Source organism: Erwinia magellanica, assembly GCF_039023495.1.
Taxonomy (GTDB): domain Bacteria; phylum Pseudomonadota; class Gammaproteobacteria; order Enterobacterales; family Enterobacteriaceae; genus Erwinia.
This window is the reverse complement of sequence record NZ_JBCHVC010000001.1, coordinates 376,005-394,608: the sequence shown is the minus strand read 5'-3', so window position 1 is coordinate 394,608 and position 18,604 is coordinate 376,005. Positions and strand designations below refer to the sequence as shown.

Sequence of the window (18,604 nt, the reverse complement as noted above, 5' to 3'; positions counted from 1 at the left end):
AGGGTAGCCCCCTCATACAGGGAAAGGCGCCCCATGAGGCACCTTTCATATATTAGTTATCATGGTCTTTCTTTAGGCAACGCACAGGCGCCGGGCGCTCTGTCTGATTATTGTTTACGCCAGCGCTACCGCTTAAACAGTTAATCTCCTCTTAACTTTATACTGCCTGCACGAGAATTTCACCTCCCGTGCAGGGAAAGTCTTTGTTACACCACGTGAACCTGAAGATTATGCTGCACCAGCACATCTCCCAGCGTATTGCCGGAAGAGAGCGCCGAGTTGTGGTAAACGTCAAACGTCTGACCATCCACCGTACGTTGCCCAGCTGTTGCCCAGATCCCACCCTCTCCATTAGCCAGCGTGACTTGGTCACCCAGCACCCCTTTAATCATCAAATCACTGGCCTGGCTGTCGGTGATGTTCAGCGCCTCGTTGAGATCCAACTTGACGCTGTTGCTACCAGCTTTACCCAGATCGATGATTTCGATGTGCTCCACTTTCAGTCCCAGCGAGGTAAGATCCAGAGTCATATGCTCCCCGTTCAGCACCAGCGTATCCGTACCTGCACCGCCATCGATATGGGTGAAGTCCAGCGAATTCACCGTTACCGTGTCGTTGCCGCTGCTTCCTGTGACCGAGGCTCCTTCCACCGTATGCCCATCCGCCAGGGTGATAACCACGCCGCCAATGGTATAGGCACTCTCATCCGCCACAGCAGTAGCCGCGGTAGCAGTGGCAGTTGTGGCATCGCTGGCTGAAGCCGCAGCGGTACTGGTATCAGTGGTGCTGATATCGTTTTCTGTTACCAGCGTGGAATCGACGGCTGCGGCGTGCGTTACCGTGGTGGTGCTCTCCTCACTGCTGGTCGCGTGCGTGGAGGCCGCAGCGGTGGTGGAATCATCCGCCGCTACTGCCATCAGCACCGAAGCGGTGGCAACGGAAGCGCTGGCGACTGGCAGCAGTGAGCCAAGCAGCAGGGTGTTGCTGGTTGAAGCCGGGTTACCCGCCGCATCCACCGCCGTTACCGTTACGATGCTGTTCAGGCTGAGTGCGGTGAGCAATCCTCCGGTAAATTTCACGCTGTAGCGACCCAGCGCATCCGTCGTGGCCTGCTGCGTCTGTCCGCCCAGCGTAACGTTCAGCCGGGTTCCCTGCGCCAGATGGAGCGTGCCCCCGGAAATTGTCAGGCCGGTCAGCAGGACGCTGACCAGACTCAGCACCGGGTCCACCCCGATAGCAGGCAGATTGTGCGTCACCGCCCTGAAAGTATCGCTGGCGGTAGAGATATTTCCTACCGCATCCGTGACGGAGACCGCAACAGTGTGGCTGCCGTCGGCGATGCCTTTCAAGGCGGCTGAAGGTACGGAAACACTCCATGCGCCGTTCGCGCCCACCGTGGTGGTGTAGATATTGCCCGCCACGTTAACCGTCACCGTTCTGCCTGCCGCATTGGTTGAGGTACCGCTAATCGTTTCCGCTACGTTGGCTTCGCTAAGGTTCAGATAGTGGTCGCCACCAAACACCGTTGAGCTGGTCAGACTTACGGTCGGCAGGGTATGGGTTCCCACCAGTACCGTGGTGTTAGCCGTGCCACTGTTGCCCGCCGCATTGGTCACCGTGGCGGTTACCGCATCTGAGCCATCCGGCAAAGCAGCCAGCGTGGCGGCCGGAACCGAAACTGTCCAGGTTCCGTTGGCAGCGACGGTCGTGGTCAGCGTTGCGCTACCCACGCGAACGGTGAGGGTTGACCCTTCAGCATTGGTAGATGTACCGGTAATGGTTTGCGGGCTGAGGGCATCCGCGGCGCTCAGCAGGCCATCGCCAAACACGCTGGCGATAGTCACCGTTGGCGGCGTCTGGGCGATAACGCTTACCGAGCCGCTGTTGGTGGCGGCATTACCATAGGCATCGGTTGCAGAGACGTTTACGGCAAGCGTACCGTTCGCCAACGCGGCAAGATCTGCTTTCGGCACGCTCAGGCTCCATGCTCCCGTACTGCCGACTGTCGTCGTATAGCTTCTGCCGCTCAGGCTGACGGTAACCGTGCTTCCCGCAGGCAGGTTGGCCGAGCTGCCGCTAATGGTTTGCGCCGTGGTCAGGTCGGCTGCGCTGAGAATTCCGTCGCCAAAGACGGTATTCAGCGTCAGCGTTGGCGTGGTATGGATACCGACTTTCAGCCCCGCGCTGGTGCTGGAGACGTTACCCACGGCATCCGTTACCCGGACGCCGACGGTGAGATTACCATCCAGCAGCGTGCCGAGGATATCCGGCGCTACCTGCGCTCTGAAGGTGCCGTTCTGCCCTACCGTTGCGGTCACCGTGGTGTTACCGATATTGATAGCAACCGTCGAACCAGCAGCCGCGTTTCCGCCCACTGTACCGCTGATGGTCTGAGTCACCAGTGACTCCAGCAGACTCAGTACGCCATCACCAAACAGCGGGTTCAGAGTAATAGTCGGCAACTGCAAGCCCACCAGCGCGGTAGCCGAGGTGCTGGTGGTGTTACCAGCGCTGTCCGTTACGCTGACGCCCACGTTCAGATTACCGTCGCTCAGCCCCTGAAGAATGGCCGGAGAAAGCGCCAGACTGAAGGTGCCATCCGCTAAAGTGGTGGTGACAAACTGCGTGGTACCAATGGAAACCACCACGCGAGCGCCGGCACCCGCATTGGACACCGTGCCGCCAATGGTCTGGCCAAGCACTGCATCCGCCAGGTTCAGTAAACCATCGCCAAACAGCGGGCTGACAGAAACAGAAGGAGCGGTAAGTTTGACCACAGCACCCAGCGAGGTGCTGGCGGTGTTCCCTGCCGCATCGGTCAGGCTGGCACCCACGGTGAGATTACCGCTGCTCAGCGTCCCGAGAATGTCCGGGGAAAGTGTTGCGGTGAAGGCGCCGTTTGCTCCCACGGTGGCGTTCACTTCTGATGCCCCTACGTTCAGCCGGACAATCGTGCCCTCTGCAACATTATTTACCACGCCGCTGATAGTCTGGTTGGTCAACGCATCGGCAATATTAAGGATACCGTCGCCAAAGATGGAGCTGAGGCTGATGGTTGGCTGGGCAGTAAAGATGCCTACCGTGGTTGAGGTGGAGGCGGTATTGCCCGCCGGGTCGACCACCGTCACGCCGAGGGAAAGGTTACCCTGCGTCAGTGCGGCCAGATCCAGCGTCGGAATAGTGACATTCCACTGCCCTCCTGCCTGCAAAGTAGTCTGATAGGATTTCGACCCCAGCGTCACGGTGACTCTGGAACCTGTTACTCCCTCGATGGTGCCGCCAATGGTCTGCGCGACGGTGGATTCGACGATATTCAGCAGATTATTGTCGCCAAAGAGGTTAGTCAGAGCGCCAATGACCGGGTTATCAAGAATGGTGGTGACGGTTTGCCCCAGGGTACGGGTATTTCCGGCCGCATCTGTCAGAACAAGATTAAGCGCCGTGTCGCCAGGCTGCAATGCACCCAACAGACTTGGCGGTACTACCAGCGCAAATGTCCCGTCCTGGTTAACGTTTGCGGTCAGGGTTGTCTGGCCCAGAGTCAGGGCAACCGTAGCCCCAATCCCGGCGGAATTCACCACCCCGGAAATGGTCTGCGCAACGGCTGTATCTGCCGCATTCAGGAAGCCATCGCCAAAGATGGTGAGTGAATCAGTGACAAAATTCAGCGCCTGATTCACCACTTTGTTGACCGTCAGCGTGGCATCAGTCTGGTTGCCGGATGCGTCACTGACGCGCAGACCAAAGACCAGCGTACCGTCGGTCAGGCTGCCCAGCACCTCTGGCGTAAGCTGAAGGCTGAAGGTGCCGTCAGCCTGCACCAGGGCGGTGGCAATCGGTGAACTGTCTCCCAGATAGAGTCCGATAGTCTGCCCTTCTGCACCAGAAGCTCTGCCGGTCACCAACTGCGTCGCCAGAATATCGGTAGCATTCAGCAGATTATTCCCCAGCAGCGCATCGACCTGTAGCAGCGGCGCGCCGGTATCTACCGTTATCGGGCGGTCTACCGTGGTCACGTTGCCCGCCGCATCGCTGAGGGTGGCGGTAATTGTGTGGCCTGCGTTGCTTAATGCCTGTAAATCGCCTGAAGGTACGCTGACAGACCAGGTTCCCCCGGCCTGGACGATACCGGTGTAGGTTTTCCCTTCCAGCGTCACCGTGACCGCCCTGCCAACTTCACTTTCTGAAGCGGTACCGGTAAGGATCTGCGCTACGGCGGCTTCGCTGCCGTTCACGATATTGTCACCAGCAAAAGCGTTAATGGTCAGGCCAGGCGCGACGCGATCGACCACAATCTCTTCAGTTGAGGTGAGATCGGCTGTTCCGGTACTGACCAGCGTTGCGGTTACTGTGTGCGTTCCATCTGCCAGCGACGCTGGGGTATTGGGGATCGTCACTGTCCAGTTGCCGTTCGCCGTGTTAACGGGATAAGTTCCTGCAATCACGCCATCCACGCGTACGGTAATATCGCCCGTAACGGCACCCGAAACGCCCGGCAGATTGGCGAAGGTTCCGCCCACCGTCAGCGTCGTCCCGTCAGTGCTGTTAACAATGTTGTCATCCGAAACCGGCGCAAGCGTAAACAGCGGCGTGGCGGGAGGCGTCAGATCCAGGGTGACGTTGGCACTGGCCGTGCCGATATTTCCCGCCACGTCCGCTACGGAAACAGTGATGGTTCCCGCATTGCCGCCCGCAGCCAGCGCCGTCATTGCCGCCGTCGTGACGTTCACCGTCCAGCTACCGTCCGCCTGCACCACACCGGTGAGGGTTGAGGTGCCCAGAGTCACGGTCACCAGCTGGCCTGCGCTTGCGCCCGTGGTGGTGCCGCTCAACGTCTGGGCCGTCAGGCTTTCTACGTAGGTCAGCGTGTTGTCGCCTGCAAACGGCTGAAGGGTAATGGTTGGCGCAACCGTGTCGACGGTGAAGCTGCCTCCAATGGTGGCGCTGTTGCCAGCCACATCAGCAGCGACCACCGAGACGGCTTTTACGCCCTCGCCCAAATCCGTCAACTGTGCAGGAGTAAGATCGAGTGTCCATGTCCCGTTGGTGGCGACAGTCGCGTTGAAATTCGTGCCCCCGATAGTCACCTGAACAGTCTGTCCCGCGCCGGTCACACCTGTGGTGCCGGTAAGCGCTGCGCCTGCTGCAAGCTCCGTGCCGTTCAGGAAGCTGTCAACAAACGGCGTGTTCAGGGTTGGCACCGGCGCGCTCAGCGCAGCGGTAAAGTCCAGCCCTTCCGTCGTGGTGTTGCCTGCTGCATCCGTCACCGTCACGTTAACGCTGTGCGTACCAGAGGTCAGGCCAGAAAGCGCGCCCGCAGGCAGCGTCACCAACCAGTTACCCGCTGCATCTACCGTGCCGGTGTAGGTTACTCCGGCAAGGTCGATCCGCAACTGGACGCCCTGATTCGCCCCTACAGCGCCCGTGGTTCCGGTCAGCGTTAATGCGCCGGCAGCCTCGGCAATATTCAGGAAGCCGTCACCAAACAGCGTATTAATGGTTGGGTCCGGCGCAGTGAGCAAGGCGGTAAAGGCAGATGTCACCGTATCGCTGTTGCCTGCACTGTCTGTGGCAGTAACAGAAACCGTATGGCTGCCGTTGGCCAGCGCCTGAAGCTGGGCTGGCGTCAGGTTCAGCGACCAGTTGCCGCTGGCGTCCACCGCTGCTGCCACCGCCGCATCGCCGTTAAAGCCGCTGATGGTAACGTTCACGTTCTGGCCTGCGCCAATTTTGCCGGTTGATCCGCTAAGCGTCTGGCCCGCCGTGGCAAAGGCTTCAGCAATGCTCAGCTGGCCGTCCCCAAACGGCAGGTTGAGCGTGACGTCCGGCACGCTCTGTACTGCCACCAGCAGGCTGCCGCTGGTGGTACCAACGTTGCCTGCGCTGTCCGTGGCCGTAACCGTAATTGGCCAGTTGCCATCCGGCAGAGTGACCAGCAGAGAGGCTGGCAGAGCCAGGCTCCAGCTTCCGGTCGCCTCATCCACCACAGCCTGATACACCGTGCCGTTGAGGTTAACGCTGACAGTCTGCGCCCCGGTAATACCGGTCACGCCGGTCAGCGTGCCGTCTGTCGCCGCTTCCACGGCATTGAGTGTGCCATCCGTAAATGGCGTCACCAGCGTTGGTGCAGGCAGCCCGGTAATAATCGCGTTGAAATCAAGCGAATCCGTACTGCTGTTGCCCGCCCGATCCGTTACCGTAACCGCAATTGTGTGGGTGCCATTGCCCAGCGTTGCCGCCAGCGCTGGCGTCAGCGTGGCGCTCCAGTTGCCGTTGTTACCTACCGTTGCCGTGACATCTCTGCCATCAAGGGTAACCGTCACAACCTGGCCCGCTCCGGTGATCCCGGTGGTGCCGCGAATGATCTGATCCACGCCTGCTTCAGCGGCATTGAGCGCGCCATCCACAAACGGCGTGGCAATGACCGCATCCGGAGTGACATCTTTCAGCACTTCCACGCTGCCGCTCACGCTGGCCGGGTTGCCTGCCGCATCAGCCGCCGTCACGGAAATTTGCAACGCGCCGTCAGCCAGACCGGTAAGCGTACCTGCCGGGAAAGTGGCGCTCCAGGTGCCATCGGCCAGTACAGTACCCGTAACGCTTACCGTACCCACGCTGACCTGCACCTCCGTGCCTGCGGCGAGGTTCGTCGCCGTTCCGCTAACAACCTGCTCCGCCGCTGATTCTGCCGCGTTCAGCAGGCCATCAACAAAAGGCGTGGCCAGCGTAAGATCAGGAAGGGTGTTGACTGCCACACCTAAATTCACCACCTCAGAGGTGGTATTGCCTGCGCTATCCGTGACAGAGACGCCCACCTGCGCCTGACCATCAGGCAGCAGCAGCAGGTCGCCAGACGGAACAGTCAGGCTCCATGTTCCGCCTGTGCCAACGGTCGCAGTATAGGTTTTGTCATTAAGCGTGACGTTAACGGTGCTATTGGCTTCAGAAGTGCCGCTTACCAGCAGGCCGTTCAACGCTTCAGCCAGGTTCAGAATGCCATCTGTGCCCGCCCCCAACGACACCGTGAGGATCGGCGGATTGGTATCCACGCTGAAGCTTCCGCTGGCGGAAGCAGGGTTGCCCGCAACGTCGCTGCCGCTGGCCGTGAGGCTGTTTGTTCCCTGATCCAGCGCCTGAACAGCCGCCGCCGGAACGGTGGCTGTCCAGTTACCGTTGGCATCCACCGTCGCGGTATAGTCTGCACCATTAAGAGTGACGGTAATGTTGTCGCCCGCCGCAATATTCTGGCTGGAGCCGGTGATCAGCAGGTCGCTACGCGACTCCTGATAATTAACCACATCGTCGCTGGCGACCGGATTAACTGTGATGACAGGCAGATCGGCCGCCTGAGCAATCACCGTAACCTGATGCGTGGTACTGGCAGGATTGCCGGAGGTATCCGCTACAGAAGCCGTCAGGGTCTGCGCCCCATCTGCAAGCAGTGCCACAGCAGCGGCAGGCACCACGGCGCTCCAGCTGCCATCCGCCTGCACAACGGCGGTGTAAGTGGCATCGTTCAGGGTAAGTGTTACCGTCTGCCCTTCAGCTACATTAGTGGTACTTCCCGACACGGTCACATCAGCACGGCTTTCCAGCGCATTGATGTAGCCATCCCCGGCTACCGCAGCCACGATGAGAGTGGGCAGATTCGCCAGTGAAGCGTTTACCGTTACGGTCAGCGTATCGGTAGTGATGTTGCCTGCGCTGTCCGTCAGCGTGACGGTGACCGGATAACTGCCGTCTGCCAGCGTTTGCGTCACACTGGAAGGGAGATCCAGCCGCCAGCTGCCATCGCTCTGCACGGTCTGCTGATATGTCTGGCCGTTAAAGCCGATGCTTATCTGCTGACCAGCTTCACTGAGTGACGCCGTACCGCTGATGGCAACAGGCTGCACGATTTCAGCAGCGTTAATGATATTGTCCCCGGCAACAGGCGTCAGCGTCAGCGTTGGCGCAACCGTATCCACGGTGACTGTGGTGCTGATTTCGCCCGTATTCCCCTGGGCATCCGTCGCGGTGATAACGAGCGTTTGTGCCCCCTGACCCAGAGCCTGCAAGTCTGTAGAGGCAACCGACAGCGACCAGTTACCGTTAGCATCAACGGTGGCGGAATAATCCTGCCCGCCGATATTCACCGATACGGTCTGACCGGCACCCGTGGCGCCCGTGGTGCCGCTAAGGGTTTGCGTCGCTGTAGCTTCATTGCCGTTAAGATAACCATCCCCGAACGGCGTAGCGATAGTTGGCTGTAACAGTTCGGTAGCTACCGTCAGCTGTACCGTTTCGGTCGCGCTGTTTCCTGCGGCGTCACTCAGGGTGACGGTGAGCGGATAAGTCCCGTCGGCAGCCTGCGCAAGCAGACCAGCCGGTAGCTGTAGCGTCCAGTTTCCGGCAGCATCCACAGGCGTGGTATAGCTCTGCCCGTTAATGGCCACGGTAACCAGCTGCCCTTCCTGCGCACCGGTGCTGCTGCCACTGACAGTGATCTCACCAGCGGCTTCCCCGGTATTTACCACATCATTTCCTGCGATAGGGTTAAGCGTCAGCGTTGGCGCAACGGTATCCACCAAGAGTGGAATGGCGAGCGTGTTGCTGTTTCCGGCTGCATCGGTCACGGTCACAGGCAGCGTTGAATCATTCTGCGGCAGCGCCTGAAGCGCGGCGGCTGGCAGATCCACTCTCCAGTTCCCGTTCGTATCGACAGTTCCGTTATAGGTTGTGCCCTCCACGACTATCGCCACGGTTTGACCATCGCCCGTTACGCCAGTGGTGCCGCTCAGGGTTTGCGTAGCTGCTGCTTCCGTACCGTTGAGTACGCCATCCGCAAAGGGGGTATCCACCGTTGCCAGCGGCAGATCGCTGACGTGAACGCTGAGCGATCCGCGCCCTGTCAGGGTGGTACCGGTATTATCCACCACGCTGGCGCTCAGCGTGACGGTACCATCCGGGATGCCTGCCAGTGCTGAGGCGGGAATGATAGCGTTCCAGAGGCCGGTAGCCCCTACCAGCGCGGTAAATGTCTGACCATTAAAGCTCAGGGTGACCGTACTGCCCTGCGCAACGTTGATCGTTCTACCGGAAACAATCAGATCATCAAGCGCTTCGGTGGCGTTGAGATAACCGTCATTGCTCAGCGGATCGAGGCTGATGCCGGATGCTGCGCTGTTAACGGTGATATCGCGGCTGGCGGAGATCGGATTGCCCGCTACATCACTTACCGCCACGTTAAGGGTGGTGGTGCCATCATTCAGTGCAGCTAACGCGGCTGAAGGCAGGCTGAGGCTCCATGCTCCGCTGGCCTGAACCTGCGTGGTGTAGATGTCACCATTAATCGTCACGGTGATTGTCTGCCCGGCTTCCACATTGGTGGTGGAGCCGCTGAGCGTCTGCGCGGTTTGCTGCTCTGCGCCATCAAGGATGTCATTTCCGGCGAAGGTATTGATCGTCAGCGTCGGCAGCGAAGCAGCATCAACTTTGACCGCCAGCGGGCGATCGATTGAAGTGCTGTTTCCTGCCGCATCGGTAGCGGTGATATTCAGGGTGTAAGTGCCGTTGGTCAGCGTAGCGAGATCGGTTTCGGGAACCGTAACGCTCCACTGACCATTATCGCCGACGGTGGTGGTGTAATCCCGCCCATTCAGCGTCACCACAACGGTGTCACTGGCATCACCCGTTCCTGTCACTGGCAGCGCTACTCCCTGTTCTGCCGCGTTCAGGATGTTGTCACCCGCCAGCGCCGCCACATCTACCGCAGGCGGCTGCGTGTCCACGGTCAGCGTGAGGTCGCCTGTAGCCCCGTTTCCTGCCGCATCGCTGACGTTAACCGTTGCGATGGTTTCTCCCTGTGGCAGTGTCTGCAACACCTCTGCCGGCACGCTGACGCTCCAGTTGCCGTCGCCATCCACGGTGCCGCTGTAGGTGGTGCCATTGATCACCACGCTGACAGTCTGTCCGTCGCCGGTCACGCCCGTGGTGCCGGTTAAGGTCTGAGCCACCCCCGCTTCTGCCGCATTTAACGTGCCGTCACTGAAGGGTTGATCGGTGGTCAACGCTGGCAGATCGGTTACGGCAACGGTCAGGCTGGCACTGTTGCTGACTGGATTGCCAGCAGCATCGCTGCCCGTGACCGTCACCGTTAACGGGCCATCGGGCAGTTGCAGCAGGTTGGCAGAAGGTACGCTGACGCTCCAGCGACCATCAGCCCCCACGATGGCCGTGTAACTGACCTGATTCAAGGTTACCGTGAGTTCGCTGTTTTCCGGCACATTGGAGGAAGAGCCGCTTAAGGTAAGATCGGCTTCCGCTTCCGTCCGGTTCAGATAGCCGTCGCCGCTGACGGGATCAACCGCCAGCGCGCTCAGACCTGTATTGACCGTAAAATCGCCGCTAACGGTAACAGGGTTTCCGGCAGTATCGCCTACAGTTACGCTGTAACTCTGGCTACCCTCCGCCAGCCCTGCCAGTGCCGTTGAAGGAACACTGACGCTCCAGGCACCGCTCGCCAGTACCACGCCGCTGTAGCTGACACCGTTCAGGGTCACGGTAACAGTTTGTCCCGCCTGCACATTGGTAGTGGTGCCGCTAATCAGCTGATCGACCTGCTGCTCAGCGCCATCCAGCACATTATTTCCGGCAAAATCGTTTAACGTCAGCGTTGGCAGAGTGGCCGCATCAGCCACCACGGTCAGCGATACCGGCTGCGTGGTGCTGTTGCCAGTCAGATCGGTTGCCACAACGTCCAGGGTATAAGTGCCATTGGTCAGCCCGGTCAGCGCGTTTGCCGGAATATCCAGCGTCCACTGGCCATTTGCCCCCACGGTGGTGGTGTACTCTTCGCCCTGGAAAGTTACGGTGATCTCAGCACCATTTTCCCCTGCGCCGCTAACGGTCAGAGGCAGCTGCTGCTCCGCCGCGTTAAGTACGCCCTCGCCAGCCAAGGAATTTACGCTAAGCGCCGGTGGCAAAAGATCGACAATCAGGCTGCTGTCGCGGGTAGTGGTGTTACCTGCGGCATCTGCCACCGTGACGGTGACAGGATAGGTGCCATTAATGAGATCGCCTGCGTCAGCAGCTGGTACGTTGACTGTCCAGTTGCCGTTACCGTCAACGTCAGTCTGATAGGTGGTGCCATTCAGTGAGACACGCACGCTGTTGCCCGCCTCACCGGTACCAGAGATAGCCAGAGGCTGACCCTGTTCTGTAGCATTGAGCTGACCGTCACCGGCAATTACTGCAATATTCAGCGCCGGTGCGGTGGTATCCAGAGTGACAGGATGCTGAACGGTGACGGCAGGCCCGGCGACAGGCACCCCCGTTACCGAAATTGTATAGTTGCCATCCGCCAGCGCAGTCACCACGCTGGCAGGAACAGAGGCGCTCCACAGGCCATCCGCCCCCACGGTTGCCGGATAATCAACGCCATTTAAGGTCACCGTCACCAGGGTATTCGCATCCTCTACGCTTCCGGTCACGGTAAGGCCCTGCTGCGCCTCCGCAGCATTAATCAGATCGTTCCCCGCGACACTGTTCACAATAACGCCAGCATCCACGAAGGTCTCTAGTGAGACCGTGGTGTCGCTGATATCACTGTTACCCGCAGGGTTGGTGACCACCACGGAAACGGTGTTATCACCTTCGGTGAGGTTACCCAGCGTACTTGCCGGAACGGTGACGCTCCACTGCCCGTTGTTGCCCACTGTGGTGGTGTAGGTTTGCCCGCCCAGCGTGACCGATACGCTGTCGCCCAGCGTGCCGGTTCCGGTGACTTGCAGCGGCTGGCCCTGCTCAATGCGGTCAATAATATTATCACCGGCAACCGGATCAACGGTGAAGATCGGCGCAGCGGTATCCACGTTTAACGGCACGTTTTGCGCCGTCGTATTGCCAAAAGCGTCGGTCGCCGTAATGCTCAGTGCCTGTGCTCCCTCGGCCAGCTGACCGACGACTTCTGCCGGGATCAACAGGCTCCAGCTACCGTCCCCGGCTACGCTGGCATCATAACTGGTACCGTTAAGCGTTACGCTTACCGTGTCGCCAGGGGTAACAGTTCCGCTCAGTGCCAGCCCGGCGCCCTGTTCATCCGCATTGATAATATTGTCGCCACCCGCCACGTCGGCCAGAGTCAGCGTCGGCAGCGTTGAGGCCACGGTGATGTTGGTTGGCGGCGTCAGGGCGGCGGTATTGCCTGCGATATCGGTAACGTTGACCGTTACCGTTGAGCTGCCCTGCGGCAGCGCCTGAAGAGCTTCTGGTGAAAGTTGCAGTGTCCAGATACCAGAGCTGTTTACCGTAGCGGTATAATCCGTTCCGCCAATGTTAACCGTAACGGTCTGCCCCTCACCGGCTTGACCCGTTGTACCGGTAAGCGTCTGTTGAACGCCCGCTTCGGTGTTGGTGAGAATCCCGTCGTTAAATGGCTGTATCAGGGTAGGATTGAGCGTTGGATCGGCGATGACCGTCAGGGATGCCTGGTTGGTCACGGTAAGTCCACTTTCAGCCGTTACGCTGACCGTTGCGGTCTGAAGGCCATTGCCGATATCCGCCACGTTTGCAGCCGGAACGGTCACTGACCAGCTTCCATCGGCCTGCACTAAACCCGTATAGGAAACGTTGTTAAGGGTGAAGGTAACTGTACTGTTTTCTGCCACGTTCGAAGTAAAACCATTAACCACTAAATCCTGCGCCGCCTCCTCAGCGTTGAGATAGCCATCGGTGCTGAGAGGTTCAACAGAGATGCTGCTCGCGGTGCTGTCTACCGTGAAGTTTTTGGTGGTGGTACTGCTGTTTCCTGCCAGATCGGTAGTGGTTGCTGTCAGCGATTGTGCTCCGTCACTCAGGCTGCCCAGCGCGCCCGCAGGCACGGTGACCTGCCAGTTGCCGCCAGAGAGGATGGTGGTGGTGTACTCAGTACCGCCAATTGTCAGCGTCAGCGTCTGCCCCGCTTCCACACTGGTGGATGTGCCGCTGATAATCTGATCTGACTGCTGCTCTGAGGCATCCACGATGTTGTTGCTGGTGACGTTGGCGATAGCGATCGACGGCGGAGTTTTATCGACCACCACCTGCGAGCTGAGAGGGGTGATATTGCCCGCAGCATCGCTGGCGGTGATGGTGAAAGGCTGCACGCCGTTTACAAAAGTTTCCACCACCGTAACAGGCAGAGTCAGCGTCCACTGGCCCTCTGCGCCAACCGTAGTGCTGTAAGTACGATCATTCAGCTCAAGGGTAATAGTGTTACCGATCTCCCCCGTGCCGGTCAGCACCAGCGGCTGGGTACTTTCAGCCTGATTGAGATAGCCATCGCCAGAGGCAGGATCAATAGTCACTGGCGGAGGAGTGAGATCCACCTCCAGCGTTCTGACGGTGCTGGTCACGTTGCCTGCCACATCCGTAGAGACAATCTGCACCTGGTTGAGCCCCTCACTGAGAGCCTGTACGGCTTGCGCCGGGATCTCGATATTCCAGTTGCCCCCTGCTTCCACCGTCACTGTATAAGTGACGTTATTCAGGGTCAGGCTGATTTGGTCCCCTTCCGCACCGCTTCCTGATAGCGTCAGCGCCTCGCCATGCTCGATAATGTTAAGGCGGTTATCCTCGGAAATTGCATCCACAGATAAAGTGGGGGCAACCGTGTCCACGGTAAAAGTGCTGCCGAGAGAAGTGGTGTTTCCGGAGGCATCCGTTACGGTGACGTTATAGGCGTTACTGCCCTGTGGCAGGGCTTGCAGCACGGCATTTGGTAAAGCAACAGACCAGTTGCCGTTGGCATCCACCGTGCCAGTGTATGTAATGCCGCCCAGCACCAGACTCAGCGTCTGGCCGGTGCCAGCCACGCCAGTACTTCCGGTCAGCGTCTGATCGCTAAGAGATTCACTGCCGTTGAGCGTGCCATCGTTAAATGGCGTATTCACCGTGACGCTAAAGTTCGGGTCAACGTTAGCCGTGAGGCTGTGGGTCGTGGTGATGACGTTACCATCCCGATCCGTGGCGGTTGCCGTCACCGTAATATCACCATTCTGCACGTTACTGACCGCGCCGGCCGGAACCGTCACGCTCCAGCTTCCGTCAGAATTGGTCGTTGTTTCATAATTGGCATTATTGAAGCGGACCAGGATCCTGGCACCGAACGCCACAAAACGGCTGTTCCCCTGGATCACCAGATCATTTTGCGCTTCAACGGCATTCAGCATGTTGTCATCACTGATGATCCCGATGGCAATGGCGCTGAAATCGCTGTTAACGGTATAACTGCCGGTGGCAGCAGCGGTATTACCCGCCACGTCGCTGACGTTCAGGGTGTAGCTCTGCGTCCCGTTTGCCAGCTGATAGAAGGCCGTGGCCGGGATCAGCACGCTCCAGCTGCCGTCAGCCTGAACCGTCCCGGTATACTGGCCGTCGCTAAGGGTGACAGTGACAACCTGACCAGCCTGCACGTTAGTGGTGGTGCCGGTCATTAGCTGTGAAAGTCCTTTCTCCGCGCCATCCAGAATGTTGTCACCGGTAAAAGGCGCAACGCTAATCGTTGGCAGGTCGGTCGCACTGGCGACCACCACCAGCGGAAGCGCGGTGGTGCCGCTGTTACCCGCAGCATCGGTCGCCTGCACGCTGACGTTGTAGGTGCCGTCGGCCAGCGCCGCCACTGCCCCCGCAGGTACCGTTACGCTCCAGTTGCCGTTAGCATCCAGGGTGGCGGGATAGCCTGCGCCATTCAGCGTGACGACCACGGAAGCACCCAGCTCCGCGGTACCGGTCAGCGTCAGGGCAGTGCCATGTTCAGCGGCATTGAGATAGCCGTCACCGGAAACTGGCGACAAGGTAACGTCTGGCGCAATCGTATCTTTGAGGACTGGCGTAAACGTGGTGGTCTGGTTGCCGCCTGCATCCGTGGCCGTCACGCCCAAATCATATTTTCCATCCGGCAGCGCTTGCAGCACGGCGGGGGAAATGGCAGCGCTCCAGTTGCCGTCAGCATCAGCAGCGGTAAGCACCGTCACGCCGTTCAGCTCCAGCCTGATCACGCTGTTCGCTTCTGCTGTGCCGCTGACGATCAGCGGCTGATTCTGAGTATCGCCGTTAACCGCGCCGTTGTTATCCCCCACCGCAGAGACGGCAATGGCCGGAGGCGTGGTATCCACCACGAAGGGTGAACTGGAGCTTACGCTGTTACCCAGCGAGTCGCTTACCGTAACGGTCACGGTGGAGGCCCCTTCCTGCAAGGCTTGCAGCTGGTCAGGTAGCAGCGTCAGCGTCCATGCTCCTGAAGAAGTGTTCACGTCAGCGTTATAATCCACGCCGCCAATCGTCACGGTCACAATTTGATCCGCATAGGCCACGCCAGTAGAACCTGAAAGCGTCTGCGGCGCGCCCGTTTCGTCTGCGCTAAGGATGTTGTCGCCAAACGGCGCATTAATAACAATGTTGTCCGGGAAGGTGGTTCGCACCTGCAAATCGCTGGAGGCGGTTACCGTAGCCCCGTCCGTTCCCGTTGTGGAAACGGTAACAGGGTAGCTGTTATTCCCCAGGCCAGTCAGCGCCGCGGAGGGAACGGTCAGGCTCCAGGTACCGTCCGTGCCAACGGTGGTGTTATAGGTCACGCCGTTGAAAGTTACCGTTAGCGGCGTTGCTGCCGCAACGCCGAGGCTGGTTCCGCCGATCGCCAGATCGGACTGCGCCTCAGTGGCGTTCAGGGCATTATCACCGCTGACAGGATTAATATTGAGCGAACCGGCGTTGGCTGCCACATCGACCGTAAAGGTGCCCGTTGCCTGGCCGCTGTTGCCCGTGATGTCCTGCACCACAACGTTATAGTTTTGCGGACCGTTAGCCAGGCCGCCCAGTACCTCCACGGGTAGCTCAATGCGCCACTCTCCTCCGGGCTGAACCAGGCCCGTATAGGTCGAGCCATCCGCCAGCGTCAGAGTCACTTCACTGCCCGCCTGCACGCGCAGGGTGGTGCCGGTCAGGAACTGGGTTTGCGCTGCTTCCGCGCCGGTCAGCACATCGTCGCCGGTCAGAGGGTTAACCGTAATGGCAGGCAGATTGGCCGGTTCGGTAATGAAGGTAACGTTGGTGTAAGCCTGTGAACTGTTGCCCGCCGCGTCAGTAGCCACGACCGTCACGGTATAACTTCCATCGGTGATCGCAGCCAGCTGATCGCCGGTCAGAGTGGCGGTCCAGCGGCCGGTAACCGGGTCCACGGTGGCAGAGAGGTTAATACTCTGCATGGGATCCAGCGTATCCAGCCGGAGGATAACAGTACTTCCCGCCTCGGTCTGGCCGGTGAACGCCACAGGGGAGCCTTTCTCACTGGCGTCGACATAACCATTACCGGAGACAGTTTCCACGGAGACTACCGGAGCGGTGGTATCCACAGCCAGTTGGGTCGTTGAAGAGGTGGTGCTGTTACCCAGGGCATCGGTAGAGGTCACCGTAACGGTGTAATTACCGTCGGTAATGTTCTGCAAGTCGGAGGCAGGAACGTTGAGGCTCCAGGTGCCGTTGGCATTAACCGTAGTGGTATAGGTGACGCCGTTTAAAGTCACGGTGATGTTTTGGCTGCCGTTACTGGTGCCGCCGATGGTCAGAGGATCGTTAAGGTCATTTTGATTTAACAGCCCGTCAGAGAGCGTAACTGTGAGGTCCGGCGGCGCAGTAATCACGTTTACCGGGGTGGCGGAGCTGGCAGAGTTGCCTGCTGAATCCGTTACCACTACGGTGATATTGTTACTGCCCTGCGGCAAACTTTGCAGTCCGGCAGAGGGCAGGGTTACGCTCCAGCTGCCGTCGTTATTAACCGTTCCGTTATACTCCGTGCCGCCAACGGTCACCTTAACGGTTTGCCCTGCGCCCGTCTCACCAGTATTGCCCGTCAGCGTCTGGCCGCTGTTAGCTTCATTGCCGCTGAGTACACCGTCACCAAAGGGCACGTCGAGGGTGGCGTTTGGTGCGGTAGTGTGCACGTTAAGCGCAGCGGCAGAGCTGTTCTGGAGCACGGTACCATCCGCAAGCGTAACGGTGGCCGTCACCAGATTTGAACCCTGAGGCAGCTGTTGCAGATCTGCGGCAGGTACGGTTGCGGTCCAGCTACCGTTTGCTGCGACCGTGGCGCTGTAAACCTTACCGCCCAGCGTAACGCTTATCAGCGCGCCCGCGGGTACGCCCGTGGCAAAGCCCGAGATGGTCAGTGGCGACTGTGATTCGGTGGCATTAAGCTGGCCGTCGCCGCTGATGGGGCTGATAGTGATACTGCCGACGGAAACAGGCTGGACATCGAAATTGTGCGTGGCTGTGGCGGCGGTTCCGGCGGCATTGCTTACCCGCGCAGTAATGGTATTGGTGCCATCTTCCAGTCCCTGTAAAGCATTTGCCGGTACGGTAATAGCCCAGCTGCCGTTAGCGGCTACGGTGGTGCTATAGGTCTGGCCGCCAAGCGTCACGGTAACCAGTTGTCCCTGCTGAACGTTGGTGGTGGTGCCGCTGAGGGTCAGAGAGGTTTGTTTCTCTGCGCCGTCCAGGATGTCATTACCTGCAAAAGTCCCGATAGTTATCGCAGGCGTACCGGGTTGTGTAATTTCGGCCTGAACATTGATCACTTCGTTTGAGGTTGCGGTGTTGCCGTCCCCGTTTGTCACGCTCACACGAACAGTGTTATTGCCGTCAGGTAAGGTAGCCAAATCGGCTGCCGGAACAGAGAGGCTCCAGCTGCCGTTTGCCCCTACGGTTGTGGTGTAGGTTTTGCCGTTGAGAACGACGGTTACGGTGCTGCCGACTTCAGCATTGGTGGTCGTACCGTTCAGCGTCTGATTACTGCCCTTTTCCGCCGGGGTCAGAAGATTGTCTCCGGTAAAGGCATTAACGCTGATAGTTGGCGTTAAGGGCGCTGTTCCTCCGCCATCGCCATCCCCTTCGCCACCCCCAGGATTACCGCCATCACCGCCGCCAGGGTTACCGCCATCTCCACCGCCATCGTTACCACCACCGCCGCCGCCGCCACCACCCCCACCAGCCAGCGCACCTGCGGCAAGCCCCGCAAGACCAAGCGCTCCAATACCTGCCGCGGTGATAACGCCGTTGGAAGCGCCAGTATCTGCCAGCAGTAAGGGTTCAATCGAGCCAAGTGATTCATATTCCGGGGTAATTACCATTGCCGTCTGCGCATCGGCAAACTCATTAGTCACCGGGAACAGAGCATGTTCAGGCGGGTTGACCCCATCGTCAAACACCAGCTCACTGTGGTCACCGTCTACATCATCAAAGAAGAATTGCTGGTAGCGAACTTCGCTGCCGTCGCGCATGTGCAGGATCAGGTCATTACCCTGGCGTTCAAAACCGGTCACCATGTCACGCGTACCGTGAATTTTCACTACGCTGGGCTGGTTCAGCAGGACATTATGTGACGTGCCTGCGTTAGCCTGAGACAGGATTGTTCCATCATCGCGTGAAACAATTTCAACGCGGCCATCATTGAGCTGTGCCATGGGTAACCTCTATATGCACCAGAAAATTATCGTTATGTGTCTCGCGCGAGAAAATGAAGTAAAACTTCACATTCAGGCGCAAAGCAAGGGTAACCAGTACCGCTACCGGACTGGTTTTTACCTGGTGC

At 59.1% G+C, this 18,604-nt stretch carries 1 protein-coding gene; it reads right to left on the bottom strand.

Annotation, left to right across the window (positions count from 1 at the left end; genetic code table 11):
- Positions 1 to 206: 206 nt before the first annotated feature.
- Positions 207 to 18,476, bottom strand: a complete 18,270-nt coding sequence (locus tag AAH450_RS01790) for an Ig-like domain-containing protein (RefSeq protein ID WP_342908639.1) — start codon at positions 18,474 to 18,476, stop codon at positions 207 to 209.
- Between the last annotated feature and the right edge of the window lie 128 nt (positions 18,477 to 18,604).

Excerpts from the sequence above, each read along its gene's own strand:
- AAH450_RS01790 (WP_342908639.1), bottom strand. The coding sequence starts at position 18,476 with ATGGCACAGCTCAATGATGGCCGCGTTGAAATTGTTTCACGCGATGAT.